General features: G+C 72.1%; 29 protein-coding genes. 13 read left to right on the forward strand and 16 right to left on the reverse strand.

Going from position 1 to position 26,979, the window contains the following annotated elements:
- Positions 1-11: 11 nt before the first annotated feature.
- The 7 genes from ACWD0A_RS13185 to ACWD0A_RS13215 form a co-directional block, all read right to left on the reverse strand.
- On the reverse strand, positions 12-608 hold the full coding sequence (locus tag ACWD0A_RS13185; RefSeq protein ID WP_307711717.1) for a GTP-binding protein: 597 nt from the start codon (positions 606-608) through the stop codon (positions 12-14).
- A complete protein-coding gene (locus tag ACWD0A_RS13190; protein WP_451297494.1) occupies positions 589-963 on the reverse strand; it encodes a DUF742 domain-containing protein in 375 nt (124 codons plus the stop codon). Before ACWD0A_RS13190 ends, ACWD0A_RS13185 begins: the two co-directional genes overlap by 20 nt.
- Complete coding sequence (locus ACWD0A_RS13195) at positions 956-1,387, reverse strand: roadblock/LC7 domain-containing protein (RefSeq protein ID WP_177153562.1); 432 nt, start codon at positions 1,385-1,387, stop codon at positions 956-958. The genes ACWD0A_RS13190 and ACWD0A_RS13195 overlap by 8 nt, the downstream gene beginning before the upstream one ends.
- Positions 1,388-1,407: 20 nt before the next feature.
- Positions 1,408-4,011: a sensor histidine kinase gene (locus tag ACWD0A_RS13200; protein ID WP_451297496.1), complete on the reverse strand. Its 2,604-nt coding sequence runs from the start codon at positions 4,009-4,011 to the stop codon at positions 1,408-1,410.
- A 190-nt stretch (positions 4,012-4,201) separates the two neighbouring features.
- The gene (locus ACWD0A_RS13205) at positions 4,202-5,392 is read right to left on the reverse strand and encodes an NAD(P)/FAD-dependent oxidoreductase (protein WP_451297498.1); all 1,191 of its coding nucleotides are present in this window, start codon (positions 5,390-5,392) and stop codon (positions 4,202-4,204) included.
- Positions 5,393-5,520: 128 nt separating this feature from the next.
- On the reverse strand, positions 5,521-7,095 hold the full coding sequence (locus ACWD0A_RS13210) for an amino acid adenylation domain-containing protein (protein WP_451297500.1): 1,575 nt from the start codon (positions 7,093-7,095) through the stop codon (positions 5,521-5,523).
- Complete coding sequence (locus tag ACWD0A_RS13215) at positions 7,092-9,050, reverse strand: beta-ketoacyl synthase N-terminal-like domain-containing protein (RefSeq protein WP_451297502.1); 1,959 nt, start codon at positions 9,048-9,050, stop codon at positions 7,092-7,094. Before ACWD0A_RS13215 ends, ACWD0A_RS13210 begins: the two co-directional genes overlap by 4 nt.
- 658 nt (positions 9,051-9,708) lie before the next feature.
- Between ACWD0A_RS13215 and ACWD0A_RS13220 the strand changes: the two genes are divergently transcribed.
- Complete coding sequence (locus ACWD0A_RS13220) at positions 9,709-10,755, forward strand: GAF domain-containing protein (protein WP_451297505.1); 1,047 nt, start codon at positions 9,709-9,711, stop codon at positions 10,753-10,755.
- A 79-nt stretch (positions 10,756-10,834) separates the two neighbouring features.
- Here ACWD0A_RS13220 and ACWD0A_RS13225 read toward each other — a convergent pair whose 3' ends face one another.
- A complete protein-coding gene (locus ACWD0A_RS13225) occupies positions 10,835-11,581 on the reverse strand; it encodes an AraC family transcriptional regulator (protein ID WP_451297507.1) in 747 nt (248 codons plus the stop codon).
- Positions 11,582-11,634: 53 nt separating this feature from the next.
- Between ACWD0A_RS13225 and ACWD0A_RS13230 the strand changes: the two genes are divergently transcribed.
- Together ACWD0A_RS13230 and ACWD0A_RS13235 are read left to right on the forward strand one after the other, a co-directional pair.
- On the forward strand, positions 11,635-12,831 hold the full coding sequence (locus ACWD0A_RS13230; protein WP_451297509.1) for an MFS transporter: 1,197 nt from the start codon (positions 11,635-11,637) through the stop codon (positions 12,829-12,831).
- 98 nt (positions 12,832-12,929) lie between these two features.
- Complete coding sequence (locus tag ACWD0A_RS13235; RefSeq protein ID WP_451297511.1) at positions 12,930-13,121, forward strand: DUF6381 family protein; 192 nt, start codon at positions 12,930-12,932, stop codon at positions 13,119-13,121.
- A gap of 260 nt (positions 13,122-13,381) precedes the next feature.
- Here ACWD0A_RS13235 and ACWD0A_RS13240 read toward each other — a convergent pair whose 3' ends face one another.
- Positions 13,382-13,834, reverse strand: coding sequence for a YbhB/YbcL family Raf kinase inhibitor-like protein (locus ACWD0A_RS13240; RefSeq protein ID WP_451297513.1), 453 nt, complete (start codon positions 13,832-13,834; stop codon positions 13,382-13,384).
- A 294-nt stretch (positions 13,835-14,128) separates the two neighbouring features.
- Between ACWD0A_RS13240 and ACWD0A_RS13245 the strand changes: the two genes are divergently transcribed.
- Both ACWD0A_RS13245 and ACWD0A_RS13250 read left to right on the forward strand, forming a co-directional pair.
- Complete coding sequence (locus tag ACWD0A_RS13245) at positions 14,129-14,416, forward strand: hypothetical protein (RefSeq protein WP_451297515.1); 288 nt, start codon at positions 14,129-14,131, stop codon at positions 14,414-14,416.
- A gap of 206 nt (positions 14,417-14,622) precedes the next feature.
- On the forward strand, positions 14,623-15,186 hold the full coding sequence (locus tag ACWD0A_RS13250; RefSeq protein ID WP_451297517.1) for a hemerythrin domain-containing protein: 564 nt from the start codon (positions 14,623-14,625) through the stop codon (positions 15,184-15,186).
- 249 nt (positions 15,187-15,435) lie between these two features.
- Here the strand turns inward: ACWD0A_RS13250 and ACWD0A_RS13255 are convergent, their stop codons facing one another.
- Complete coding sequence (locus tag ACWD0A_RS13255; protein WP_307711730.1) at positions 15,436-15,774, reverse strand: DUF3140 domain-containing protein; 339 nt, start codon at positions 15,772-15,774, stop codon at positions 15,436-15,438.
- 92 nt (positions 15,775-15,866) lie between these two features.
- Positions 15,867-16,775: a glycosyltransferase family 2 protein gene (locus ACWD0A_RS13260; protein ID WP_451297519.1), complete on the reverse strand. Its 909-nt coding sequence runs from the start codon at positions 16,773-16,775 to the stop codon at positions 15,867-15,869.
- A 153-nt stretch (positions 16,776-16,928) separates the two neighbouring features.
- Here ACWD0A_RS13260 and ACWD0A_RS13265 point away from each other — a divergent pair, with 153 nt between their 5' ends.
- The gene (locus tag ACWD0A_RS13265; RefSeq protein ID WP_451297521.1) at positions 16,929-17,378 is read left to right on the forward strand and encodes a DUF6098 family protein; all 450 of its coding nucleotides are present in this window, start codon (positions 16,929-16,931) and stop codon (positions 17,376-17,378) included.
- Between the two features lie 70 nt (positions 17,379-17,448).
- Positions 17,449-17,640, forward strand: a complete 192-nt coding sequence (locus tag ACWD0A_RS13270) for a DUF2795 domain-containing protein (RefSeq protein WP_451297523.1) — start codon at positions 17,449-17,451, stop codon at positions 17,638-17,640.
- Between the two features lie 35 nt (positions 17,641-17,675).
- Here ACWD0A_RS13270 and ACWD0A_RS13275 read toward each other — a convergent pair whose 3' ends face one another.
- Positions 17,676-18,218, reverse strand: coding sequence for a hypothetical protein (locus tag ACWD0A_RS13275; protein ID WP_451297525.1), 543 nt, complete (start codon positions 18,216-18,218; stop codon positions 17,676-17,678).
- A 140-nt stretch (positions 18,219-18,358) separates the two neighbouring features.
- Between ACWD0A_RS13275 and ACWD0A_RS13280 the strand changes: the two genes are divergently transcribed.
- From ACWD0A_RS13280 to ACWD0A_RS13290, 3 genes are all read left to right on the forward strand, one after another.
- Positions 18,359-18,922, forward strand: a complete 564-nt coding sequence (locus ACWD0A_RS13280) for a hemerythrin domain-containing protein (RefSeq protein ID WP_451297527.1) — start codon at positions 18,359-18,361, stop codon at positions 18,920-18,922.
- Between the two features lie 163 nt (positions 18,923-19,085).
- Positions 19,086-19,502, forward strand: coding sequence for a CBS domain-containing protein (locus ACWD0A_RS13285; RefSeq protein WP_451297529.1), 417 nt, complete (start codon positions 19,086-19,088; stop codon positions 19,500-19,502).
- A gap of 85 nt (positions 19,503-19,587) precedes the next feature.
- Positions 19,588-20,256 carry a phosphoribosyltransferase gene (locus ACWD0A_RS13290; RefSeq protein ID WP_451297531.1) on the forward strand — a complete coding sequence of 223 codons (669 nt, stop codon included), beginning with the start codon at positions 19,588-19,590 and terminating at the stop codon, positions 20,254-20,256.
- 20 nt (positions 20,257-20,276) lie between these two features.
- On the opposite strand, the gene ACWD0A_RS13295 is transcribed toward ACWD0A_RS13290, so the two are convergent.
- The gene (locus ACWD0A_RS13295) at positions 20,277-21,170 is read right to left on the reverse strand and encodes an SDR family oxidoreductase (protein ID WP_451297533.1); all 894 of its coding nucleotides are present in this window, start codon (positions 21,168-21,170) and stop codon (positions 20,277-20,279) included.
- A 211-nt stretch (positions 21,171-21,381) separates the two neighbouring features.
- Here ACWD0A_RS13295 and ACWD0A_RS13300 point away from each other — a divergent pair, with 211 nt between their 5' ends.
- From ACWD0A_RS13300 to ACWD0A_RS13310, 3 genes are all read left to right on the forward strand, one after another.
- Positions 21,382-21,831, forward strand: coding sequence for an SRPBCC family protein (locus ACWD0A_RS13300; RefSeq protein WP_451297535.1), 450 nt, complete (start codon positions 21,382-21,384; stop codon positions 21,829-21,831).
- A gap of 66 nt (positions 21,832-21,897) precedes the next feature.
- Positions 21,898-23,514, forward strand: coding sequence for a phytoene desaturase family protein (locus ACWD0A_RS13305; RefSeq protein WP_451297537.1), 1,617 nt, complete (start codon positions 21,898-21,900; stop codon positions 23,512-23,514).
- A 145-nt stretch (positions 23,515-23,659) separates the two neighbouring features.
- The gene (locus ACWD0A_RS13310; protein ID WP_451297539.1) at positions 23,660-25,489 is read left to right on the forward strand and encodes a thiamine pyrophosphate-requiring protein; all 1,830 of its coding nucleotides are present in this window, start codon (positions 23,660-23,662) and stop codon (positions 25,487-25,489) included.
- 156 nt (positions 25,490-25,645) lie between these two features.
- On the opposite strand, the gene ACWD0A_RS13315 is transcribed toward ACWD0A_RS13310, so the two are convergent.
- The 3 genes from ACWD0A_RS13315 to ACWD0A_RS13325 form a co-directional block, all read right to left on the reverse strand.
- Entirely contained in the window at positions 25,646-25,846 is a 201-nt protein-coding gene (locus ACWD0A_RS13315; RefSeq protein WP_177153541.1) for a hypothetical protein, read from the reverse strand.
- Between the two features lie 79 nt (positions 25,847-25,925).
- The gene (gene grpE / locus ACWD0A_RS13320) at positions 25,926-26,429 is read right to left on the reverse strand and encodes a nucleotide exchange factor GrpE (protein WP_451297541.1); all 504 of its coding nucleotides are present in this window, start codon (positions 26,427-26,429) and stop codon (positions 25,926-25,928) included.
- Positions 26,426-26,979, reverse strand: a 554-nt coding sequence (locus tag ACWD0A_RS13325) for an Hsp70 family protein (protein WP_451297543.1), incomplete at its 5' end; no start/stop codon positions are given. The genes grpE and ACWD0A_RS13325, both read right to left, overlap by 4 nt.

Here is a 26,979-nt window from a genome sequence, read left to right on the forward strand (position 1 = left end):
CCGTTCGACGGTCAGCGGCCGGCCATCGGCACCAGGCGGGCGGCGGCCTGTGCCCTTGCCGCTTCCAGCAGGGCGAGGAGCACCGACTTGCTGGACTCGCGATCGCGCACGTCGCACAGGATGACCGGCGTGGTGGGTTCGAGGGCGAGGGCCTCACGCACCTGCCGGCTCGTGCAGTCCCGCCTGCCGTCGAAGCAGTTGACGCCGACCGCGAAGGGGATGTTGCGCTCCTCGAAGAAGTCCACCGAGGCGAAGGAGGCGTCGAGCCGCCGGGTGTCGGCGAGCACGACGGCGCCCAGCGCACCGAGTGCCAGGTCGTCCCACATGAACCAGAAGCGGTCCTGCCCGGGCGTGCCGAACAGGTAGAGCACCAGTTCCGGGGAGACGGTGATCCGGCCGAAGTCCATGGCCACCGTGGTGGCGTACTTGCCCTCCACGCCCGCCAGGTCGTCGATGCCCCGGCTGACCTCGGTGATGCGTTCCTCTGTCTCCAGCGGGGGGACCTCGCTCACGGAGCCCACCATCGTGGTCTTGCCCACGCCGAAGCCGCCCGCGATCAGGATCTTCAGTGCCGTCGGCATGATCGGCTCAGAGCTGGCGGATAGCATCCATCACCCTTTCGATGAGTTCCACGCTCGGTTTGTCCGTCTCCGACGGCGGGGCCTGGACCAGGATCAGCGAGGCGTTGAGCAGGTCCCCGCACAGGACCTTCACCACGCTGACCGGAAGGTCGAGGTGGGCAGCGATCTCGGCGACGGCCACGGCGCGGTCCCGGCAGAGTGCCAGGATGTCGGCCGCCTCCGGCTCCAGCGGCTCATTCCCGGCGTCGTCCGGGGACCGTGTGACGACGAGCGTGATCAGCGCGAAGCTGTGCTGGCTGTGGCGGGTGCGCCCGCCGGTGATGGCGTACGGCCGGACGTGACGTCCGGCCTGCCCTTCTTCGAACCACGGCGCTTCAGGCATCCTGGATGTGACCGTGGAAGGAGTTCTGGACGCGCGGCGCGGCACTGAGGTACTTGCCGACCTTCTTGACGAGCGTGCCCATCTCGAACGCCATCATGCCGACGTCCACTTCCTCGGAGGCGATGGCCGCCAGTCGCGCTCCGCGGCCCGCGGCGGTGACGAAGAGGAACGCCCGGTCCATCTGGATGACCGTCTGCTGGACCTCACCCCCGTGGAAGTGCCGGGCAGCGCCGCGGGCGAGGCTGTGCATCCCCGATCCGACGGCGGACAGGTGCTCGGCGTCGTCCCTGCCGAGATCCTTCGACTTGCCGATAAGGAGGCCGTCCCCGGACAGCACGATGGCGCAGCGGATCTCCGGGATCTGGTCCACGAGGCTGTCCAGTAGCCAGTCCAGCTGGGGAGCGGCTTGTACCTGCTCAGTCATTGCTGAATGTTCCCTCACAGTTAGTTGGCGCCATGGTCAGGCGAGTCCGCCTGACCATCGGCACCAGCCGACTTGTCCGTCTCGGTGATCCGTGCCCGCTTCATCCCTTGCTGGATGGCCATCATGGCGCGGGCCGAGTCACCTGGCGAGAGACCACCGGTCTCCTCCTCGTCGCCCCGTGCCTGAGCCTCGGCCTCCGCCTGCGCCGCTTCCTTGCGCAACTGCTGCGCGAGGCTCGCTCCCTTGGTCCGCTGGGGAAGGATGCGCGGGGTCGCCAGGGGCTGGGACGGTTCCTGCGCGCGCTCGTACGCGGCGGGCTCGTAAGCCGCCGGCTCGTACCCCCCGGGCTCGTACCCCGCCGGGTCGTAGGCAACCGGCTCCCGATGCCGCGCTTCGGGGATCGGATGCTCCTCGGGAGGCGTCCAATCCGCCGGCATCGGGGGCTGCGCGGCGGCCGAATGAGCTGACGTGGGCGGCAACAGACCTGCACCTCCGTACTCGGGATACCCGTGCTGATCCACGCGCTGCTGCGGGAGCGCGGCGCCCGCACCGCCAACCGGGGCGACGCCGTTCGTGACCGCGTTGAGCACCATCGTGTCGCCGCCCGGCGCGTCGGCCGCGGCCGGCCGGGGCGGCTCCAGCCGCTCCGGCTCGTTCGCCGAGGCCGCTGTCTTGAGCTGCTCCAGGAGCGGGGAGTCGTGCTCCTCCAGCAGGGCCGTCGGTACGAGCACGATGGCGAGGGTGCCGCCGTAGACGGACTCGCGCAGCTCCACCTTGATCTTGTGGCGCTCGGCGAGCCGGGCCACCACGAAGTGTCCGAGGCGGGGGTCCTCGCCCAGCGACATCATGTCGAGCTTGGGCGGGTGCGCGAGAAGGTGGTTGGCGCGGGCGCGGTGCTCCTCCGGCATCCCGAGGCCGTGGTCCTCGATGTGCAGGGCCAGGCCCCGGGCGACCTTGGTGGCGCTGACGTACACCTGGGTGTCCGGCGGGGAGAAGCTCGTGCCGTTCTCGATGAGTTCGGCGAGCAGGTGGGTGACGTCGGCGACGGCCCGCCCGGCGAGGGACACCTGCCGGCCCGGCGGCAGGTTCTTCACCTTGACCCGGGTGTACTGCTCCGTCTCCGCCACGGCGCTGCGCATCACGTCGGTGATGGAGACGGGGGCGGTCATACGGCGGGTGGGCGGGGATCCGCCGAGGATGACGAGGTTCTCCGAATGCCGCCGTACCCGGGTGGCGAGGTGGTCGACCTTGAAGATGTCCTTGAGCAGGTCCGAGTCCTCGTGCTTGCGCTCGAGGTCGTCCAGCAGAGAGATGAGCCGGTGGATCAGGATCTGCGTGCGGCGGATGAGCTGGGCGAACACCCTTTCCGTGCCCTCGCGGCCGCGGGACTGGTGCGCGACGGTCTCGACGGAGGCGAGTGCCAGGCGGTCGATCGCCGCTTCGAGCCGTCCCAGGTCGTCGTCGGGCTGTTCCGCCAGAGGAATGAGTTCGGCGGGGTCGACCCGCTCTCCGCGCTCGAGCCGGGCGAGGAGTTGGGGCAGCCGGGTGCCCGCCAGGTCCTCGGTCTTCCGGTGGAGCCGGGAGAGCCGGTCGGCCAGCGCGCGCCGTACACGCAGAGCCGGGACCCCGACGGCGGCCAGGCCGGCCAGCGTGGCGAGGGAACCGAGGATCAGGCCCAGCACGAGGTCGTCGGCTTTGTCCTCAGCGGTCCCGGCCACGTGCGCGAGGGAGTCGGAGTCCAGCGTCTGCAGTCCCTCGACGACGGTGTCGGCGGCCTCCGGCCATCCGGTGGCCGACTTCGGCAGGCCGGTGTCCCGGCCGCCCGCCACGGCGTCCTCGATCGACACCAGCTGCGTCCAGAGCGGCCCTTCGGTGAGCCGTGCATAGGCGTCGGCCTGACTCGGGGGCAGGTCACCGGTGTTCAGGTCGGCGAGCGCCTCGCGCTGGATCGCGAGGTACTGGCCGAACCGGGCGCGGGTCGCGGCGTCCAGGCGGCCCGAGGGCAGAGCGCCGGCGAGCAGCGCGTCCTCGCGGGAGAGCATCTCCGTGAGCCGCACCAGGGACGACGTGGCCGCGGCTGCGTGGGCGACGCCCCCGTCGTCGGTTCGGGTGGCCGCGGTGACCAGGGCGGTGGCTTCGCCGATGGTGTCCGTGAAGTAGGTGAAGGCGTCGTCGTCGCCGAGGGTGCGGTCGTCGATCGCCGTACGGCGATCGGACAGCGCGTCCAGCGATTCCTTCAGGCGGCCGGCCCGGGCCTTCAACGACGTGGTGTCCAGCCCCGAGGGCGAGGTCCGGCGGTACTCCTGTAGGGCGACGTCGGTTCGCCCGCGGGCGCTGTCCAGGGCGGTACGAGCGGCGCTGGTATGGGCGGCCTGCCATGCGGCGGTGAGGCGGCGCTCGTCCTGGAGCCGGGACAGCACGTCGTGCGCGGGCTGCCCCGCGGAGGTGACGCGCTCCGACTCGTCACGCAGCTGAATCTGCTCGTCCACGAGCCCGGTCGCCGTGTAACCCCACACACCGGTGAGGAGCACCGCCGGAACGGCAAGGGACAGGGCGAACGGCAGTCGAACGGACTTGCGCGGGGCGGACCTGTGACTGGTCCGCTGGTCGCGGGTGCCTGGCATCTGATTCCTCGTACGACAGCGAAACACTGATGGTAGTTAGGGACCGTCCCAAAAAAATGCTCAAGTACCCCTTGCGCGTGTCACCTTGACAAATGATCAGCCGGAGTCGGCGGGCCGTTGAACCGTACCAGGATCATGGCGCACCGTCACACGTGAGCTCGGGTTGTGAAACACACCGTGCTCAGTCCGGTCACAACAGGGCGAGCAGCTTGGGGGTGTAAAGGGCGCCGACGGTCTCAATTCCGGCGACCATGTCGAAATAGATGGCGGTCAGGTCCTCGTCCCTCTCCACCGCCCGCAGAAGGGAGAGCCGCTGCTCGTGCGGGGCCAGTTGCGCCACCGCGAGCGTGGACTCGTAGCCCGGTACGAGGGCGGCGTCCCGGTCGCCGGCGTAGTCCCGGAGTGCTCGGTCGAGCCGGAGCGGGTCGCCGCCCAGCAGGTCGCCCACCCGCCGCACCAGGGTTTCCGCCTGGAGGAACGCGTCGCTGATCCCGCGGGCGGTGATGGAGTCCTTGTGGTGTCCGGCGTCGCCCACCAGCGCCCAGCCGGGGCCGGTGGCCTGGCGGAAGAAGTTCCGCTGGTCGCCTGTGCCGCGCAGTCGCTCGATGCGGCGCTTGCCGTCGAGCCTGTCGTAGAGCGCGGGAGCGGTGGCGCGTATCTGTCCCAGGTACGCGCTGCGGGCGTCGGTGCGGACTTCCTCGAACCGGGACTGCGGGAAGTAGGTCAGGACGAGCGTGGCACCGTCGTTGGTGGGGACGGCGGCGACCCAGCTCTGCGGATTCTCGTACAGCTCGAGGGTGGCCGGAACGTCCTGCCAGTATCCGTAGTAGGCGCAGGTCAGCCGGGAGTCCTGCACGGTGTAGCGCGCACGGCTGAGCCGGGCGACCGTGGAGCGCATGCCGTCAGCGCCGATCACGAGGCGGGCCCGCTCCGTGAAGGTGCGGCCGCCGTGCCTGCCCTCCACACCGACGACGCGCCCGGTGTCGTCGTGCAGCAGGCGGGTCACGGAGCACCGGTCGCGGAATTCGGCACCGGCGGCGACGGCCGCGTCCACCAGGATCGCGTCGAGGACATGGCGGCGCGGCGCGTAGCCGGCGCGCTGCCCCTCCACGCCCCGGGCGCAGCCCTCCAGTCGGATGTCCGCCACCTCGTAGACCGCGTGGTCCAGGGGCGGGCAGCCGGAGGCCCGGACGGTCTCCAGCAGGCCCCAGCGGGCGAGTGCCGCGACGCCCGGCTGGTGGATGAGGTGGGTCGAGAGGGTGTCGGAGGGGAAGGACGCCCGGTCGAGCACGAGAACCCGGTAGCCCGCGCGTGCGAGCAGCATGGCAGTGGGAGCTCCGGCGCAACGCGCGCCTACCACGATGGCGTCGAACATGTGCATGCCTCACAGACATCGGTGCCGGGTGGGAGCCACGAGGCCGCCTCGGGGGCGGACTCGGGCGACAGCTCCGGACGGGGGACAAGGCGCCCTCTCATGTGCGGACGGGGGCGGACGGGGCGGCCGTGGGATCAGTGACCGCGCCCGAGTTCGGCGAGCAGGGCATTCCGGTCGATCTTGCCGTTCGCGTTGAGCGGCAGTTGCCCGAGGACGGTGATCCGGCTCGGCACCATGTACGGCGGCAGCCGGTCGCCCAGTCCTGCGTACAGCCGCTGGGGAACGCAGTGGTCGCCGCTGACCGCGGCCCTGAGCTCCGGCTCTCCGTCGGGGGCCGGGACAGCGAGCACGACCGCGTCGCGCACACCGGGCTGCTCCCTCAGCATCGCCTCGATCTCGCCGAGTTCGATCCGGTGGCCGCGGATCTTGACCTGGTGGTCCGTCCGCCCCAGGTGGACGAGGTGCCCGTCCTGCACGGTGGCACGGTCCCCGGTGCGGTACCAGTGGCGGTCGGGCGGCGGCGCGGCGCTGTCGTGCGGGACGGCTTCACCGCCGTCCCACACGGCTCCGCTCTTCTCGGAGGGCACGAACCGGCCGGTGTTGTTCGCCGGTTCCAGGTACCCGGGGAACCGCTGCGGACCGCGGATGCACAGCTCGCCGGTGTCGGCGGGCCGGCCGTTCTCGTCCAGCAGCAGGAGGTCGAGCGACGGGTGGCACGTCCCGATCGGCACGGTCCCGTTGGGCGTGCCGGGCCAGTCCGCCGGGTCGCGGGGCAGCCGGAAAGCGGTGCAGGAGACGGTGAGTTCGGTCGGTCCGTAGAGCACCTCCAGCGTGCTCCCGGGCGCCGCCGCCTGCCACTCCTCTGCCGCCGCGCGGTGCAGCGGCTCACCGCCGAACACACTCCAGCGCAGGGTCGGCATGCTGCCGGGCCTGAGTGTGCCCAGCCGTGAGGCGAAGGTGATCAGTGACGGCACGGAGAACCAGTGCGTGAGCCGCTGGGCGTTGACCGTCTTCACCGGTGACATGAGCTGGCTGCGCTGTTGCACGACGAGCGTGCCGCCGGACGCCCAGGCGACGAACAGGTCGTGCACGGAGCCGTCGAAGGTGAGGTCGAACGTCTGCGAGAGGCGGCTGCCCGGCCCCACGTCGTAGCGGGTGGTCAGGTGCCCGAGGTAGGCGGAGAGGTTGCGGTGCAGGATCGGCACTCCCTTGGGCGTGCCCGTCGATCCGGAGGTGAAGATGAGGTAGGCGACGTCGTCCGGGCCGGGTTCCCGGTGTGAGCGCTCGGGCGGCGGCCCCGTCCTCAGGGCGTCCAGCTCCTCGGGGCCCACGACGAGCAGGGGGATCCCCGGGTCGGCGGACTCGGCGCCGGAGGCATCGGCCACGGCCAGATCGAGGCCCGCGGCCTTGACGATGTCGGCGGTGCGGGCCCGTGGGTGCTCGGGGTTGAGGGGCACGACGGCCGCGCCGGTCCGCAGGATGGCGAGATAGCCGGCGTACGCCGTCACGGAGCGGCCGGCCAGCAGCCCCACGCGCCGGGGGGCGTCGCCGCCGTTGGCCGCGACCAGCCGGGCCGCGAGCCGTTCCGCGAGATCGCGCAGGTCGGCGTAGGTCAGTCGCTCGTCTCCCACCTCCAGGGCGACGCAGTCATGGCCGAAGGCGGCGGCCGAGCGGGCGAACCACTCGTACGCGGTCTGGGGAGTGCTCATGAGGCGGCCGCCTCCAGGGCGTGGATCCACGAGCGCAGCGCGCCCACCGTGCGCAGCCGGGCGAAGTCCTCCGGATCGACGTCGCGGCCCGTCCTCTTCGACAGCTCGACGATGAGCCGCAGCTTCGCCAGCGAGTCGATGCCGATGTCGGCGAGCGCCGAGTCGTCGTCGAAGGGAACGCGGGCGTGCTCGCGCAGCACCCAGGCGGCGAGGTCCTCGTCGCTCTCCTCCCGTTCCTCGCCGAACCAGTACCGCTTGGTCTGCCACGGGTAGCGGGGCAGTGGGACGAAGCGCCCCTCCTTCCCGAACACCTCGTCCCAGTCCACCGGCAGGCCGTCGCGGTAGCGGTCCGCGGCCGCGGCCAGGCTCTCGGGGACCTCGTCCGGCCGGGTTTCGCCTTCAGGCCGGCCGAGCGCGGCCGCCATCTCCTCGTGGGACGCCCCGATGACGGCCCGGCGGTGTTCGTGATGCCGGCGGCGGGTGGCCGCGCTGTAGCAGATGTCGCGCAGGGGGTGGGCGGCACCCTGGCCGCCAGGGCCCAGGTAGGCGGCGTAGGCACGGGTCAGGGCGTCGAGTGCGGCGGGTGTACGGGCGGACAGCGCCAGCACGTACGGCGTGCCGTCGGCGGCCGCGGCGGGGTCGGCCGGGCGGGGGTCGGCCTGCCGGATCACCACGTGGGCGTTGAGGGCGGAGGAGCCCTGACCGGAGATCCCCGCGATGGCCGGGCGGCCGAGGTCGGGCAGGTCGTGGAGCTTCTGCGGTATCAGCAGCGGCAGTTCGTCCCAGGCCACCGCGGGGTTCGCGGTGGTGAGGTGCAGGCTGGGCGGGACCTGGCCGTGCTCCAGGCAGAGCACGGCCTTGATCAGTCCGGCCATGCCGCCGGCGGCTTCCGCGTGGCCGATGTTGGTCTTGACGGAGCCGACGAGCAGGGGCCGGTCGGCGGGCCGGCCCTCTCCCAGCACCTCGCCGAGCGCGCTGATCTCCAGCGGGTCCAGTGCGGGTGAGCCCGTCCCGTGCGCCTCGACGTAGTCGACGTCGGCCGGATTCACACCGGCGTCCTCGTACGCCCACCGGAGCGTCTCGACCTGGCCTGTCAAGGACGGGGTCAGCAGCGAGTCGCCGGTGCGGCCGTCGTTGCCGATGGCGCTGCCCTGGATGACGGCGCGGACACGGTCGCCGTCGGCCAGCGCGTCGGCCAGGGGCTTGAGCACGACGACGGCCACCGCGTCGCTCGGGGCATGGCCGTCGGCGCTCGCGTCGCCGAACTTGCTGCGGCCGTCGGCCGCGAGGGCGCCGGCCTGCGTCATCATCACGCTCTCGTCCGGGCGCAGTGCCAGGTTAACCCCGGCGGCGATCGCCAGGGGGCTCTCTCGCGCGCGCAGGCTCTGTACGGCACTGTGCACGGCGGCCAGGGAGGAGGAGCACGCCGTGTCCACCACGACGCTGGGGCCGCGCAGGTCGAGGACGTAGGACAGGCGGGCCGGCAGGAGCGAGCGGTAGTTGTTGAACTGCGAAGGTGTCGCCGCCTCAAGACCCTGACGGAACCGCATCTCCAGGTAGTCGGAACGGGCGTTGCCCACGAACACGCCGGTGCGGCTGCCGGCCAGTTCGTCGGGCCGCCGGCCGGCGTCCTCCAGGGCGTCCCAGGCCGTCATCAGCAGCAGCCGTTGCTGCGGGTCCAGTTCCACCGCCTCGGTGGCGGACATGTCGAAGAATTCCGCGTCGAAATCGGCTACTTGGTCGACGTAACCGGCGCGGCGGCTTCCGATCCTGCCCGGTTCCGGGCGGTTGGAGTAGAGGGCGTCGACGTCGTAGCGTTCAGGTGGAGTCTCGCTCGTGACGTCCACCCCGTCACGCAGCAGTTCCCACAGCTCGTCGGTCCCCGACGCGCCGGGGAGCCGGCAGGCCATGCCTATGACCGCCACCGACCGCGCGTCCACGTCCGACCTGTTCATCAGAACACTCCTTCGATGCTTCCCGATGTCGTTGCGGGAGGGGGCTGTTCACGTCGTTCCGGGGGCTCCGGAGGCGGCGGACGCTTCCGGGCGGGCCGCGCGGAAGGTCCCGGGATCCGGGCGCTGCGGCCGGGTCGCACGGGGAAGCGACCCTGACATCGTGATGTCGGGCCTGCTGGCACCGGTGTCAGCCTGTCGTGGTGGCTCACGGACAGGCGCAACTGCCGCCCGGGGGCGGCGAGGACCGCGCGGAGCACGCGGCCGTGGAGTGTTCCTTGACATCCTGCAGAGCACGACCGACCGGGCGCGCACGCCCGCGCCTGGGGCGGCAGTGAGCCCGCAGCCCGAACCGCACTTGACCCACCGCGCTGTTCCCCTCCCTGCGATCACCCGATACGCCGACCGCATGCCTACCCACAGCATGATTGTCATATGTCAAACCGCTTCGGCTCGTTCCGGTTCGCGGATTGGCGTGAAGTGATCGTCGGGGTGTGGAACCTTACCCGGTTTGGGCGGAAATTGCGGTTGGGCCTGGCCATGGAGACCGCGGGGACCGGCGGCATCGGACGTGCGTGGCGGCCGTCCCGGTGTCTCGAGCGAGACAGAAATGATTCCGGTGCGTCGATGCGGAGGGCCGGAATCTGGTTACATCTGGCGCATGGATCCCCTGACATCTGATCAGAACGGTCGCGCGGCGGAACAGCGCAAGCTCCGGCTGCAGGTTCTCGGCCTCAACAGCGTTGAGGCGGAAGCGACGTTCGACCGTGTGGCCCGACTTGCCGCCGCCTTCACCCAGGCCCCCCTCGCCATGGTCAACTTCATCAACGACGAGCGGCAGATGTTCCGTGGCATGTACGTCCCGCCGTCCTCTGCCGACGACCACACGGCCGGCGAGAGCCGCGGCATCGTCTTCGACCTCAGCGACATCGCCCGCGAAGCACCCAGTGACTACGGCTTCTGCCCCCACGTGGTGGCCCAGGGGTCCCAACTGGCCCTGGACGACGTGTTCGACTACCCGCGGTTCCGCGGCAACGCCCTGGTCAACGACATGGGAGTGCGCTCCTATCTCGGCACCCCGCTGCGCGACCACACCGGCATGATCCTCGGCACCGTGTGCGTGGCCGACATGGTGGCCCGCACCTGGGACCGGAACCTCAAGGAGGGCATGCAGGAACTCACCGAGACCCTGCTGTCCGAGTTCAGGCTGCGCGACAGCCTGCTGGCCCAACAGCAGGAGCTGTTCGCCGTGTTCGACGGCGCGCCCTTCCCGATCATGCTCACGGAAGGCCCGGAACACCTGCTGCGCTACGCCAACGGCAAGCAGGGCGCGGCCTTCGGCATGGTTCCCCAGTTCAGCCCGGGACGGCACGTGCTGACCGGACTGGACGCCGTCGGTGTCTTCAACGCGATGGACGAGGCTTTCCACACCGGCCGGACCACTACGCTCCCCCACGCGTCCATCACCACCTACGACTCCCGCGCGGCCCAGGACTTCAGCTTCCTGTGCACTCCGGTGCGCACGTCGCCCCAGGCACCGGTCAGTGGTGTCCTGACGGTGGCCATGAACGCCCAGCAGCCGTACCCCGGCGCCGAGCAGCAAGTGTTCGCCGCCAACGTCCAGGAACGGTTCGAGCAGCTCGGCGCGGCCGGCTTCGGCGGTCCGATCCCCGGGCAGCAGGGCGGAGGCGGCCACTACCCCCGGTGAACCCCGGCCCTCGCGCACAGGTTCCCGGTCTCGTTCACACGGCCGGGAACGAGCGCCCGCGTCCACGTACGCACGCGGGTCAGGGCCGCCGGGCGTGGGCGCCGGGCGTGCAGCCGAAGGCGCGACGGAAGACGTCGATGAACGCGCTGGTGGAGGACCATCCGCAGCGGTGGGCAACCATGGTCACCGGCACGTCGTCGGCCAGCATCCGCAGGGCGTGGCAGAGGCGCAGCTGCGTGCGCCATTGCGGGAAGGTCATGCCGAGTTCGCGGCGGAAGAGCCGGCTGAGGCTGCGCTCGCCGGCTCCCACCGCGACTCCCAGGGCGGACAGGGTGCGCGGGTCCGCCGGGTCGTCGTGCAGGAGGTCGCAGACGGCCGCGAGGCGGGGGTCGGCGGGAGAGGGCAGCTGGACGGGCTGCTGGGGCGAGGAGCGCAGCTGGTCGAGGACGACCGCGCGCAAACGCCGGCGCTCGGGGCTGTCGGCCTGGGGGCCGCGGGTCCACGCGAGGATCAGTTCCCGCAGCAGCGGGCTGACGCTCAGCACACCGGGCGTGTGCAGGCCGTGCGGATTGGTACGGGCGGGCAGTCCGAGCAGATGCAACTCCAGGCGCCCGTACGCGCGGTGGGCGTGGACGCAGCCGGCGGGGACCCAGATGGCGCGCGTGCCGGGGGCGAACCACGTTCCGGCATCGGTGGTGACCGCCACGACTCCGGTGCCCGCGTAGACGATCTGGTGGTCGTCGTGGCGGTGGGCGTCGATGCTCTCGCCCGGAGCCAGCATCTGCGCGCGGGTGGGTGCTCGCGGAGTGTGGCGGATGTCCGGCATAGGTTGGCATTTTATCGGAAGCACGCCAGCCGGGCGGTGAAGACGATCGAGGGGTGTCGAAGAATCGCATCTCCCGCATCCGGCCGATCACGCTGCTGTCGGTGGGGCACGCCTGTGTGGACGTCTACCAGGGCGCGGTGGCCGCGCTGGTGCCGTATTTCGTCTCGGAGCGGGCCTACAGCTACGCCGCCGCCTCCGGCCTCGTGCTGGCCGCCTCCCTGCTGTCCTCGGTGGTGCAGCCGTTGTTCGGGGCGCTCACCGACAGGCGGAACATGCCGTGGCTGCTGCCCGTGAGCACGGTGGTGGGCGGCGCGGGCGTGGCCCTCGCCGGGGTCGGCGGCTCGTACGCCCTCACCCTGGCGGCGGTCGCGCTGTCCGGGACGGGTGTCGCCGCCTACCACCCGCAGGCCGCCCGTACCGCACGCGACGCGAGCCGCGGCAGCCACACCGCGATGGGGTGGTTCTCGCTCGGCGGCAACCTCGGCTTCGCCGCCGCGCCCTTCACGGTCGCCGCCGTCGTCGCGACCGGGGGGCTGCACGCCTCGCCCCTGCTCGTCCTCCCGGCCCTGGCCGGGGCCGTGCTCTGCCTGGCCGCCCTGCGACCGGTCGCGGAGCCCGGTCCGCCTGCCGCCGGATCCGCCGGCAGGCCGCAGGGCGCGGACGACTGGCGGTCCTTCATCCGGCTGTCCGGTGCCGTCGTGTGCCACTCGGTCGTCTTCGTCGGGCTGAGCACATTCATCGGTGTGCACGTGCGCGAGCGCACCTCGGGCGGTGAACTCGCCGGTACCGCAGCGCTGTTCCTGCTGTACCTCGGCGGTGCGGCGGGCACCGTGGCCGGCGGGAAGCTCGCCACCCGATTCAGCCGCGTCACGGTCGTGCGCTGGTCGTACGCCCTGACGGCGCCGGCCGTCGCCGGTGTCGTCCTCTTCCCCGGACCGCTCCTGTACGTGTGCGTCGCCCTCACATCGGCCGGTCTGTACGTGCCGTTCTCCCTGCACATCACCCTGGGCCAGGACTACTTGCCCGGGCGGGCCGGCACGGCCGCCGGCGTCACCCTGGGCCTGGCCGTGGGCATCGGCGGCATGGCGAGCCCCGTGATCGGCGCGCTCGCCGACGCGTCCTCCCTGCGGACCGCCCTCGTACCGCTGATCGCCCTCCCCGTCCTCGGCGCTCTCCTCCTGCACCCTCTGCGCGAGCCTGGGATCCCCGAGGCCGTGACTGCGTCCCGCCTTCGGCTTCCGCACCCATGACCTGCGCGTATGGCGGTCCGTGACCGTTCGAGGTGCGCGGTCGGCGGTCCGCTGTTTCGCTGGTCCGGCCCGCTCTTCCCGTTCACAAAGGAGTGATCATGAGCGCAGCAGACAAGTCCCGTGGCAATGAGCAGCAACTGCGTCGGCAGGCCCGCGAGATCGAGCAGGCCGCCGAGCGCGCGACCGACCCGCAGGAGCGCGAGCGCCTGCAGGACAAGGCGCGCCGACTGCGCGAGCAGGCCGGCGGGCGCGAGGAACGGCCTCCGAGGGACCTCGATCCCCTGATGTGAGCCTGTCACGGGCCTGCCTGCGGCGGCCTGCGCGTGTCCCTGGATGCGTGCGAGAAGGCCGCCGCGGCAACAACAGGGGCCGGGTGCCGCTTCGGCGGCGTCCGGCCCCTGTCGCCGTGGAGGCGGCGCGTCCTGCCGGCGGGCACCGGAGCCCCGCGCAGTCCGGACGGCAGCCGCCGCGGAGCCGGACGCCCATGGCGGTACCGGTCGCCCTGCTCCCCCGCGGACCCGCACGAACGCAGCCGAGGGATCGGCCGCGTTCAGCGCTGATAGAGGCCGACGAGGGTGCCGCTCGCCAGCGCCTGCTGGTCCACCGCCGCGTGTACGTCGCCGGCGGTCGCGTCGCCGGGCAGGGACACCGGACCGGGGAGCGCGTAGATCCGGAAGAAGTACCGGTGGGCCTTGTCACCGGCGGGCGGCCGAGGCCCGCCCCAGCCGGGCTCGCCCCAGCCGGTCGGCCGCTCCTGCCCGCCGGGTGGCGTCTGTCCGGCCTCGACACCCTCGCTCGTGGGGTCGATGCCCGTCACCAGCCAGTGCACGAAGGTCCCGGAGGGCGCGTCGGGGTCCTCGCACAACAGCAGCAGTTCGGTGGTGCCGTCCGGGACCCCGGACCATGACAGGGCGGGTGAGACGTCGTCACCGTCCTTCGCGCAGCGGCGCGGGATGTAAGCCCCGTCGTCGAAGTCGGCACTCCTGAGTTCGATTCCAGCCATGGAAGCGTCGTACCCGGTCGCCGCGCGGCTCTGCGGGACGGGCACCGATATGCACGCGACTGGCGCAGCGACGGCCTGGGGCACGTGCGTGGCCGTTCGCTCCGGGACCGCGATCCCGGACAACGCCGTTGTCCTGACCTGCGGAATGGTTGCGCGTGGGCGCAATGACGTCCGCGCGCTGTGCCGTTGGTTCCTGCGGTGAGTGACGTGGCTCCACCCCCAACTACCCGTCGGTACAGGCATGTCGGTACGCTCGACCCACGATTTGAACCTGTTCAAAGGGGGAGCAAGATCATGCCCGAATCGACAGTGCCCGACCGAACCGACACACCCGCCGTCGCCCTGGGCCCCACCTCGCTGGTGCTCGGCGCCTTCTCCGCCGTCGGCATATGGGGACTCGCGTTCGCCACGTTTCCCTTCGCGATCATCGCCGGAGGCCTCGCCGTCACCCTCGGCGCGGCGGGCATCCACTACGCCGCCCGCCACGGCATCGGCCGCCTGTGGACCGCCGTCGCCGGAACAGCCCTCGGCGCCGTCGGTCTCGTCGGCGCCCTCGGCCTCGCGTGGTCACTCGGCGCCTAGGACGATCTCCTGCCCATGCCCGGCCCGAGTGGGCGTGATCGCGGTCCCCTTTCGGGTGGCACGGCGCGCACCTCGTGATGGCCCCGAGGGGCCGTGGAAGGGATTCCCGCTGGGCGTCGGCCCAGGCCTCCGTGCCCGGTCCGCATCGCAGGACGGCACGGCCGGCCCAGGTCACCGGGCGCAGACGATTGGAAGGAGAGCCCCAAGTGGGACACGGCGGCAACGTGATCAACGAACTGACGCAGGATCACCGCGAAGTGGATTCGCTGTTCGCTCAGATCCAGGCCCACACAGCAGCCGATCAGCACCGACGTGATCTGGTGGACCAGTTGACCATCGAACTCGTCCGCCATGCGATCGCCGAGGAGCAGCACCTGTACCCGACGGTGCGCCGCTACGTCGACGACGGGGACGACATGGCGGACAAGGAGATCGCCGATCACGCCGAGGTCGAGCGTCTGCTGAAGGAGCTGGAAGGGTGCGAGCCGGGTGACGAACGGTTCGACACGCTGCTCGCTCGCGTGCGGTCGGCGGTCACCGAGCACGTCAAGGACGAGGAGGAGCGGCTCTTCCCCCTGCTGGAGGAGGTCTGCTCGGCTCAAGCCCTCGACGAGCTGGGCCAGCGGGTGCGCTCGGCGAAGGAGAAGGCACCGACCCGCCCGCACCCCACCGCCCCGGACACCCCGCCGGCCGACAAGATCCTCGCTCCGGGTGTCGGCATGGTCGACCGGGTGCGCGACATGCTGGCCGGCCGCGGCACCGGGCGCTGACCGACCCCAGGGGTGGCCGGCGCACGTCACCCGGCCACCCCTGCCGTGCCGTCAGGCCGCGTCACCGCCCTCCTGCTCCTCGTCGTCGCGCTCACCCTCCGCCTGGGAGGGCGTCGTCCGGGGGACGTCCTTCCGCGCTCCTGCTGGATCTCGCCGCTCTCGTCGGTTCCCTCTGCCTGAGAGGGGGTCTGCTCGGTCATGGTTCTCTCCCTGGCCCGCCAGCGAACCGGCGCGGGCGCCCGTACGACGTCACGACGGCTTCAGCGGATCGTGTCCGATGCTCATCAGGCTCCGGCGCCAATCGGCACCGCCTGCCTTCGGATCCAGGTCCGGCGGCCGCTGGGACCTGACGATGTCGCAGACCCGCTGCATGACCTGCACGTCGTCCTCGGTGAGGTCGGTGCGGCGCTTGCCCAGGACGTCGAGGACCTGTCGCCCCGTCGGGCGGCCGCTCTTGTCGGGCAACTCCTCGGTCCGCTCGCCCGCGGCATCGACGCTCAACCACTCCCGCAGCTCTCGGGATGTCATGTTGACGACCTTGTGGAACTCGTCCCACAGTTCCGCGCTCACCTGTGGTGATACCGCCACAGCACGCCTCCTCGCTGCGCAGGTGCGTACGAACGCGTGCCGGGTTCCCGGCGGCCCACCGAGAAACCACCCGGGGCCGTTACGGTGCCCGTTCACGACGACGTCTCCAGGAGCCGGATCCGTTTCTCCACGCGGGCGGGGACCCTGTGCCGACGGGCCAGCGCCGCGGGCAGCCGTCGCGCGGTGTCGGCCAGCGCCCTGCGGGCCCGTGGGTCGTTCCGGGCGTCGAGCGCCAGCTCCGCGGACTGGACGACGGCCTGTCGCAGCGGCCGGCGCAGCCACGCCGTGAGCAGGGCGTTGCACCGCATCCGGGCCACCCGGCCCGGGCGGGGCAGCCCGTCGGGATCGTGCCGGGCGACGACGTCGGGGCAGTGCGCGACTCCCCAGCCGCGCGCTTCGAGATCGATCGCGAGCAGTTGCTCCTCGCCGCCGACCCCGAGCAGCGGATGGAACCCACCCACCTCCAGGAACGCCGCCCGCCGCACCACGGCCGCACACGCGAGGAAGCCGAGCACCGAGCGCCCCGGCAGGTCCGGTTCCCGGCCCAGCGGCGAGTCGCTCATCGCGGCGTTCAGCGGGTCGGGGTGGCGCTCGGGCCCCACGAGGGTCGCTGCGGACAGCAGCCCCAGCCGGGGATACGTGCCGAAGAGGTCCGCGGCCCGGTCGAGGGCGCCGGGCTCCCACCACGAGTCGTCGTCGCTGAACGCGACGTACGGGGTGCCGAGGGACGCGGCCCCGTACGTACGCCCGGCGGCGGCCAGATTGCGGCCGGGCGTCAGGAGGCGCACGCCGGGGTGCCGGGCGCGTACCGCGTCCGCGGTGCCGTCCGTGGAACCGTTGTCCACCACGGCGACCGGCGGCCGCTCGGGAAGCCGGGCCAGCCGGTCCAGGGTGCGGAGCAGGCCCGTGCACCGGTTACGGGTGATCACGACGATGCCGACCCGTGGGCGGTCCGCCCGGTCCGCCGGCGACGGTCCGCTCCCTCGTTCCTCGGCCCCCACCACCATCACCCCTTCGCCGACCCGGTCGATTCCGTTTCGCCGCCATGGGTACCTCCTCATAGGCCGCGCCAATCAGCGGACGCGCAGGGAAATGCCCGTTTTCGGAACGCCACGAGACGGTGAAACGGACAGCAGCAAGGAGTGACCGCCGGTATGAGCTCCCCCGACGAATTGCCCGTCCTGCGAACGCTCGAGGAACTGACCGGCCTCGTCGAGCGGCGCGGGAGCATGTACGTGCGCTGGTCGCGCGGCCCCGCGGCCGATCTGGAATCGCTGTCCAGTACCGACGATCTCACGGGAGTACCGCTGCCGGGACTGTCCGCGAATTCCCTCGACGTCGAGCCGTGGTGGGACAACCGTCCGGTGAGGGTGTGGGTGGCCCGACGCCTGTACGACTATGCGCATCTGCCGCGCGAGAAAGGGCCCGGAGTCCATCCGTGGGCGCTGCGGGGCCAGGAGGCCGGCCGTGGTCCCGACAACGAGCCGCTGGTCCGGGACATCGAACCGGTCGGCTGGATCGACGCACGCGTGATCGAGGAGGCGGTCGAGGAAGTCGCCCGGCAGGAAGGCGGCTGGGGCCCTTTGCGGCGCGAAGGCCGCTAGGGAGCGTCTGTCACTGTCACGGAACTCAAGGGGATGTTCGGTCCCGGAAAGCGGGGGTACCCGTCGCCGCATGAACGTGAACCCCATCGAAATGCAGAAAGCCCTCGGCGGGGTGAACTATCCCGCCAGCAAGAGGGACATCGTCGAAACGGCGAAGAGTCACGGCGCCGGCAAGGAAATCAAGCAGGCGTTGTCGTCCCTTCCGGAAAAGGAGTACGACTCTCCAGCAGCCGTCACCAAGGAAGTCAGCAAGGGATCGTGACCCGGCCGCTCGGCGCCTGACCGTGCGATGCCGCCTCAGGCGGCCGACGCGGAATGCGGCTCCAGCCGGTCCAGGAGCTGGACCCGGTGGAGTGCGGCTATGGGCGCGAGCAGGTCCGGGTGACGCAACAGTGCGGCGGCTCGGCGGTCTCGTTCATCGGGCGTGACCAGACGACGGAACTCGACCGGCGAGCCGTTGGCGTGTTCGCATCCGGCGAGTGCGGCCACGGCCGCCGCGGCCAGTCCGGGCGTGCTGAGCAGGCAGGCCGCCCAGCTCGCCACCACTTCGTCCACCCAGGTACGCCACGCGTGCTCGCCTGCGGCATCGTCCGACGGGTCGGCGTCCTGCGCGCCGTCGGCACCCGTGATCCAGTCCAGCCGCCCCGAGCCACCGGGCCCGGCCACCGTGACGAGCGCGGCGTCCATCGGCGTCGGATAGCGCAGCCAGGCGGCCACCGTGACGGCCTGGCGCGCCTGTGTCTCCGCGAGGGCGGTGTCCAGCGCGCCGCCGTCCGACGGGTAGGCGCGGGTCAGCCACTGGGCGGTCGCCGCGATGAGCGGGGAGAGAGCTGCGAGCACTGGCCGGGCCGTCCGAATCCATGGAGACATGGGGAGAGTGCGGCCAAACGCTACCTGTCGGGGCTCTGTCCGCACATGGCCCACGTCACGGCCGGAACGTGGCGTCCGACACATCGAAGGTCACAGTGAGGAGCGACGACATGGCGCACGGTCAGGACGTGATCGCAGAACTGATCACCGACCACAGGGAAGTCGAGGAGCTGTTCACCAACATCGAGGAGCTGCCGTCCGGTGACAGCGGGCGGAAGCGGTACGCGGACCAGGTGACCATGGAGCTGGTCCGGCATTCGGTCGCGGAGGAGGCATATCTGTACCCCGCGGTCCGCAAGCACGTTCCCGGCGGTGCGGAGCTCGCCGACCGCGAGCTGGCGGACCATGCCGCAGTCGAGCGGGTCATGAAGGACCTGGAGAGCTGCGAGGCGGACGACTCGCAGTTCGACATGCTGATGGCGACGCTGATGTCGGAGGTCAGGACGCATGTCACGGACGAGGAGACCAAGCTCTTCCCCCGGCTGCGGGAAGCGTGCCCCGCGGAGATGCTGAGCGATCTGGGCGACAAGGTCCGGCAGGCCAAGAAGTCGGCGCCGACCCGCCCTCACCCCCACACACCCCACAAGCCGCCGGCCAACAAGCTGCTCGCCCCCGGCGTCGGGCTCGTGGACCGGATGCGCGACGCGCTCTCCGGCCGGGGCGAGCACACCTGAGACACACCGGCGCCTGCCCCCGGTTCGCTGCGCCGGGCGTCGCGACGGCCCGGGCGGTGGGCGCGTGTTACGAGCCCGCCGCCACGGGCACCCGTATCCGGTCACCTCGACAGATCCGCTGCCGGTCCGCCACCGGGCACGGCGCGCCAAGGAGGAACACGACATGACGACCGCACGAGAGATCATGACGGGCGGTGCCGAGTGCATCGGCGCCGAGGAGACGGTGCTGCTGGCCGCTCAGAAGATGAAGGAGCTGGGAGTCGGGGCGCTGCCGATCTGCGGCACCGACAACAAGCTCAAGGGCATGCTCACCGACCGCGACATCGTGGTGAAGGTTCTCGGCGCCGGGAAGGATCCCGCCCAGTGCAAGGCCGGGGAGCTGGCCCAGGGTGAGGTCGTGACCATCAGCGCGGACGCCGACGCCGACGAGATCCTGCGCACCATGAGCCGGCACAAGGTGCGCCGTCTGCCGGTGCTGGAGGGGCACCAGCTGGTCGGCATGGTCGCCCAGGCCGATGTCGCGCGCAGTCTGCCCGATCCGCAGGTCGGTGACCTGGTCGAGGCGCTGTCCACCGACTAGCCGCTCGGTTCCGGGCGATCCGGCCGGATCCGCGGTGCGACGACCGGACACGTCACAGCGGCACCAGGCGGACGGAGGAACACCGATGCGCTTCCGGGACCACCGGCACGCGGGTCAGGAACTGGCCCTCGGACTCCTCGAGTGGGCAGCCGACGGTGACGTGAGCGACGCCGTCGTCCTCGCGCTGCCGCGCGGCGGCGTGCCCGTCGCGGCGGAGATCGCCCGGGCGCTCAAGGCGCCGCTCGATGTGGTGGTGGCCCGCAAGATCGGCGCACCGGGCCATCCGGAGACGGGCATCGGGGCGATCGCCGGTGAGGATCCCCCGGTGTACGACCGGCGCGCCCTGGAGATGCTGGGGCTGACCGAGGACGACCTCGCCGCCGACGTCGCCCGGGAGCGCTCCGAGTTGCACCGCCGCGAGGAGCTGTACCGCCGTGGGCGCCCGGCGCTCGCCGTCGAGGGCCGGACCGTGATCCTGGTCGACGACGGTCTCGCCACCGGTCTCACCGCGCGCGCAGCCCTGCGCCGTCTGCGGTCCGGCAACCCGGCCCGCCTGATCCTGGCCGTACCGGTCTGCGCGCCGCAGGCCGCCGCGTCGGTCCGGGAGGACGCCGACGACCTTGTGTGCCTGCACCAGCCGTCCTCGTTCAGGGCGGTCGGCAAGTGGTACGAGGAATTCGCCCAGGTCTCCGACGACGAGGTCGTCTCCACGCTGCGCTGCCCCGGCATCCTGTCGGGGCAGCGCGACGGCTGACACGGACGGGATACGAGGGGTCAGGAGAGGTCCGGTCCGTTCGCGCGCGTCTCGGCCGCCCGGCCCCCCGCGCCCAGCAGGCCTTTCCCTGTCGGCAGCCCCTCCGCCGCGACGCGGCGCACCGGGCCGCCCGAGAGCCTGCCGATGCCCGCGGGAAGCACCGGCCGGGCGAACCGCACGCCCCTGAGCCACGGCTGCGCGTACACGACCGGTCTCCGGCGCTCGACGCCCCGTACGAGACGTTCGGCGGACGGCCCGGCGTCGTACGTCCTGGAGGCCGGCCAGGGCAGCCATGCGCGCAGTTCCCGCAGGGGGGTGGGAGGCGGCGCCTCCTCGCGGATCATCTCCGTGTCCGTCCAGCTGAGGTACGCGACCCCCACGCCCACACCGCGGTGGGCGACCTCGGCCCGCAGGGTGTGCGCGAACGCCTCGGCTCCGGCCTTGGAGGCGCAGTAGGCCGACATCATCGGAGCCGGCCCGAGCGCCGCGAGAGACGTGATCTGGAGGTAGTAGCCCTTGGTGGCGATCAGGTCCGGCAGGAAGGCCCGTGCCGTGTTGGCGCTGCCGACCAGGTTGACCTCGACGACGCGCCGCCAGGCCGCCGGCGACGTGTCCTCGAAGGGGCCGGCCGCGGCGACACCGGCGTTCGCGATCACCGCCGAGGGCGGCCCGAGCCGCTCCCGTACGAGTTCGGCGGTGAGCGACATCGCCGCGTCGTCCCCGACGTCGGCCGGCCAGTGGTGTGCCCCGTCTCCCAGCTGGGCCGAGAGACGGGCCAGCCGGTCCGGTTCGAGGCCGATGAGGGCCAGGCGGGCGCCGCGCCGGGCCAGTGCGCGCGCCATGGCCTGCCCCAGGCCCCGCGCCGCGCCGGTGACGACGACGGTCCGGCCTTCGAGGGGTGAGTACCGGTGCATCGCCTGCCTCCTCGCGTGGCTGCGGGTGCACGGGCGCGCCGGAGCTGCCGTCCGGCCTCCACCGTAACGGCCGCATGCCGCAGTGGCGCGGGCGGCGGGTGCGGCGGGCGTCGAGTGCGGCGGGCGGCCGTGAACAGGCCACGGCGGCGGCACCGGCCTAGGCTGAAACAGGTGTGGCCGTGACCGGACGCGACGAGTTCCTGGAGGGCTCATGGCGGTACGACACCAGCTGATCCACCGGACGCCCGAACAGGTCTGGGCCGTGCTGTCCAACGGCGACCGCTACGGGGACTGGGTGATCGGACCGTCCCAGTCGTCGGAGCAGGACGGCAACTGGCCCGACGAGGGCGCCTGCATCGCGTACACCGTGAAGCTGGGGCCGTGGCAGGTGGAGGGCCGTACCGTCGTGCGGTACTGCCGACCACCCGAGCGCCTCGAACTGGAGGCGTACAGCGGACCACTCGGCACCGCGAGAATCGCGATCGAGGTCAAGCCCTGGGGCGAGGACACCCTCGTGATCCTCGACGAGCACCCGTTGCGCGGGGCGGGCGGGCGGCTTCACAACGCGGCGTTCGACGCGCTCCAGCAGTTGCGGCACCGCCGCATGCTCCGGCGGTTCGCCGAGGCGGTCGAGCAGTCCGTGCCCGCGGGCGCGCACTGATCCGGGCCCTGCCCGGCGCAGGCGGCCGTCGCCCGAGGCGGACGCCCTGACCAGGGAGGCGCAGTCATGCCGGACGCCGTGGTGATCGGCGCGGGACCCAACGGGCTGGTCGCGGCGAACGTGCTCGCCGACGCGGGCTGGAGCGTGGAGGTGCTGGAGGCCCAGCCGCAGCCGGGCGGTGCCGTCCGCAGCGACCGAGGCGTCATGCCCGGCTACGTCCACGACATGTTCAGTGCCTTCTACCCGCTGGCGGCCGCCTCCCCCGTACTCGCGGCCCTCGATCTCGGGCGGGAGGGTCTTCGCTGGTCGCACGCGCCGCGCGTGCTCGCCCATCCCCTGCCCGACGGCCGCTGTGCCGTTCTGGAACGCGCCCCCGCGGACACCGCGCGGTCTCTCGACGCCTTCGCCGCCGGCGACGGGGAGGCATGGACGCGGCTGTGCGGGGTGTGGCAGCGGCTCGGCCCCGACATCGTCGACGCACTGTTCACACCGTTCCCGCCGGTACGGGCGGCGGCCCGGCTCGGTCTGCGCGTACGGGCGGCGGGCGGGCTGCGGCTGGCGAGGATGATGACGCTGCCCGTGCGGCGGCTGGGTGAGGAGGAGTTCGCCGGGGAAGGCGGCCGGCTGCTCTTCGCGGGCAACGCGCTGCACGCGGATCTCGCCCCGGAAGCGGCGGGCAGCGGCTGCTTCGGCTGGCTCCTGTCCATGCTCGGCCAGCACGTCGGCTTCCCCGTGCCCGTGGGCGGCGCCTCGGCCCTGCCCGAGGCGCTGGTGGCCCGGCTCCGTCGGCGCGGCGGCACGGTGCGCTGCGGGGAGGAGGTCGTCGAGGTGGTCGTACGCGAGGGGCGGGCCGTCGCCGTACGGACGGCCGGCGCCGAGACCGTGCCGGCGAGGCATGCGGTGCTCGCGGACGTCTCGGCTCCCGCACTGTACGGCCGGCTGGTCGACGACCGGCATCTGCCGTCGCAACTGCTGGCGGGGCTGCGCCGGTTCCAGTGGGACTTCGCCACGTTCAAGGTGGACTGGGCCCTCGACCGGCCGGTGCCGTGGACCGCCCGCGAAGCCGCGTCGGCGGGGACGGTGCATCTTGCCGACGGCGTCGACGGCTTGACGCGGTTCGCCGCCCAGCTGGCCGTGGGACACGTGCCCGACCAGCCCTTCGTCCTCTTGGGCCAGATGACCACGGCGGACGCCAGACGCTCCCCGCCGGGTACGGAGTCGGCCTGGGCGTACACGCACGTCCCGCACGGTGTCCGCGGTGACGCGGGCGACGCGGGCATCACGGGTGCGTGGGACCGCCGGGAGCGGGAGGCCATGGCCGACCGCGTGGAGGCGCAGGTGGAGCGCTACGCGCCGGGCTTCCGCGCCACGATCCGGGCGCGCCGCGTCCTGGCGCCGCCGACGCTGGAGGCGCTGGACGCCAATCTGCACGGCGGTGCCGTCAACGGCGGGACGGCCGCCATGCACCAGCAGCTCGTGTTCCGGCCCGTCCCGGGCACCGGGCGCCCCGAGACACCGGTGAGGAACCTGTATCTCGCCTCCGCATCGGCCCACCCCGGCGGCGGCGTGCACGGCGCACCGGGCGCCAACGCCGCCCGTGCCGCACTGCGCACGTGGTCGCCGCACGGGCTGCTCAGCCGTGCGCAACGTTCGCTCAACCGCCGCGGCGACAGGGGTATCTGACGCACCGCATGCCGGGGGTTCCGTTTCACCGGCGGGCGCGGTGATACCCGCAGCGCGTCAGGCGACGCGGACGCCGCGCGCAGGGCCGGGGCCGGAGCGGCCACCGGGGAAAACGCCCACCCGCAGCCGTGAGAGAGGAGCCGACGTGGCCACCAAGGTCTCCGACTACATCCTGGAGCGCCTGCGCGCTTGGGACGTGACCCACGTCTTCGCGTATGCCGGTGACGGCATCAACGGACTGCTCGCCGCCTGGGGACGCGCGGACGACCGTCCCAGGTTCGTCCAGTCGCGCCACGAGGAGATGTCCGCGCTCCAGGCCGTCGGGTACGCGAAGTTCTCCGGCAAGGTGGGTGTGTGCGCGGCGACTTCAGGGCCCGGCGCCATCCATCTGCTCAACGGGCTCTACGACGCGAAGCTCGACCACGTGCCGCTCGTCGCGATCGTCGGGCAGACCAACCGCAGCGCCATGGGCGGCTCCTACCAGCAGGAGGTGGACCTCGCCGCGCTGTACAAGGACGTCGCGTCCGACTACTGCGAGACGGTCACCGTTCCCGAGCAGTTGCCCCATGTGATCGACCGGGCCGTGCGCACCGCGTACGCCCGGCGCACCGTGACCGCGGTCATCGTCCCGGCGGACGTCCAGGACCTCGAACACACCCCGCCGCAGCACGCCTTCAAGATGGCCCCCTCCAGCCTGGGCATCGGCCGCTATGCGCCCGTGCCGGCGGACGAGGACCTCGAACGGGCCGCCGAGGTGCTCAACTCCGGTGAGAGGGTGGCCGTTCTGATCGGTCAGGGCGCACGCGGGGCACGCGCCGAGGTGGAGCGGCTGGCGGACGTGCTCGGGGCGGGGGTCGCCAAGGCGCTGCTGGGCAAGGACGCGCTGTCCGACGATCTGCCGTACGTCACCGGTGCGATCGGGCTGCTCGGCACCCGCCCGTCGTACGAGCTGATGCGGGACTGCGACACCCTGCTGATGATCGGCTCCAGCTTCCCGTACACGCAGTTCCTGCCGGAGCTGGACCAGGCGCGCGGGGTGCAGATCGACATCGACCCGCACATGATCGGGCTGCGCTACCCGTTCGAGGTGAACCTCGTCGGTGACGCGCGGGAGACGCTGCGGCGGCTGCTGCCCCGCCTGCACCGCAAGGAGAACCGCGCCTGGCGGGACGAGATCGAGATGAACGTCGCCCGCTGGTGGGAGGTCATGCAGCGCAGGGCTGCCGTCGACGCGGACCCGATCAACCCCGAGTACGTGGTGCACGCCCTGGACGGGCTGCTTCCCGACGACGTGGTCGTCACCGCGGACTCCGGTTCGGCCGCCACCTGGTACGCGCGCCATCTGCGCCTGCGCGGCCGGATGCGCGGCTCCCTGTCCGGAACGCTGGCCACCATGGGCCCGGGTGTGCCGTACGCGATCGGCGCGAAGTTCGCCCACCCGGACCGCCCGGCGATCGCGCTGGTCGGCGACGGGGCGATGCAGATGAACGGCATGATGGAGATGGTCACGGCCGCCAAGTACCGGCACGAGTGGCCCGACCCTCGGCTCGTCGTGGCCGTCCTCAACAACCAGGATCTCAACCAGGTCACCTGGGAGATGCGGGCGATGTCCGGGGCGCCGCAGTTCGAGGAGTCCCAGCACATCCCCGATCTGCCCTACGCCGAGATCGCGCGGCGCATCGGCCTCGACGGCGTGCGGGTCGAGAAGCCGGAGGAGGTCGAAGCGGCGTGGCAGCAGGCCCTCGCCGCCGACCGGCCCTTCGTCATCGACTTCCTGACGGACCCGGCCGTTCCGCCCCTGCCGCCGCACGCCTCGCTCGACCAGATCGAGGCCACGGCCGCGGCGCTCCGGCACGGCGACAGCGACCGGGCGTCCGTACTCCGGCAGGGTTTCAAGGCGAAGGTGCAGGAACTTCTGCCGGGCACCCGGCACCGCGGCGACCGGCCCGGCGCCGACGGCGACCGGGGCCGGTGAGGCCGAGTCACGGCCGGATCCGGTGAGCAGACCGGACTCCGGCCGTCTTCCGTACGCGGGACTCCAGTCTTCCGGTACACCGGACTCCGGCCGTCCCGTGCGCGGGCCGACGGCCCGTCGGCCGGTTCAGTCGGCCGTTCAGTCGAGTCGGCCGGTTCAGTCGGCGTTGGGCTCGCGGTCGCCCTTGGGGCCGCGGCCGCGCTCGGTCCGCGGACCACGGCTGCGCCACTGCGGGTCGTCCTGGAGTGAGGCGTTGGCTTCCTCGCCGGCCCGCTTGTCGGGGACGCCCTCGCTCTCGGCGTCCTTGCGCTTCCTGGCACGCCGCGTGTCGTACTTCTTGCTTCCGGGCTCGGGCATGCCGATCACCTCCAGAGCACACGGATGCCCCGCGCGGCACGGTCGACACACGGGACCGGCCGCACGGCCCCGGGCGCGGTCACACGGCGGCCCCGGTCGCCTCGTGGCCTGCCGGCGGGCCGGTGACGGACACCTGGGCGGGGCGCAGGAGCCGGTCGCCGACGCGATAGCCGTGGCGCAGCACCGCCGTGCAGACGGGCCGGGCGACGGCGTCGGACGGTGTGTACGTGAGCGCTTCGTGTGCCGTGGGGTCGAAGGGCTCCCCCGGTTCGCCGACCGACTGGAGGCCCAGCGCGGCCAGCCGGTTCCCGAGGACGCGCGCGACGGCTTCCGTACCCGGGTCGTCCCCCCGTGCGCGTGCCTCGTCGGCGGCGTCGAGCACCGGCAGCAGGCCCGTGAGGACGTTGACCACGGCAATCTCCCGTACCGCCAGCCGGTCGCGCCGCACCCGCTTGCGGTAGTTGTCGTACTCCGCCTTCACCCGCTGGAGATCGGCGGTCAGTTCCGCGAGCCGGGCCCGCAGCTGCTCGGCCTCCGTCCGGGGGCCGCCGCTCCCGGTGTTCCGCGGAGGCTCCCGGTTCATCCGGCGTCTCCCTTCGCCTCGTCGTCGACGATCTCCGCGTCGACGACGTCCTCCTCGTCGGGACCGGCCTTGGTTCCCGACGCGCCGCCGCCGGCGGTGCCGCCACCGCCGCCGTCGGACTGGGCCTGTGCGTAGAGCGCGCTGCCGATCCTCTGGGCGGCGGCGGTGGCCTTCTCGGTGGCCGAACGGATCGCCGTGGTGTCCTCGCCCTTGAGCGCTTCCTTGACCTCGCCCAGGGCCGCCTCCGTCTCGGACCGCACGTCCTCGGGGATCTTGTCGCGGTTGTCCGTCAGCAGCTTCTCGGTCTGGTAGACGAGACTTTCGGCCTGGTTGCGGGTCTCGGCGGCCTCCTTGCGGCGGCGGTCCTCGTCCGCGTGCTGCTCGGCGTCGCGCATCATGCGGTCGATGTCCTGCTTGGGCAGGGCGGAGCCTCCGGTGACGGTCATCTTCTGCTGCTTGCCCGTGCCCAGGTCCTTCGCGGTCACGTGCATGATGCCGTTGGCGTCGATGTCGAAGGAGACCTCGATCTGCGGGACGCCGCGCGGGGCCG

The organism is Streptomyces sp. NPDC002867 (assembly GCF_053591895.1).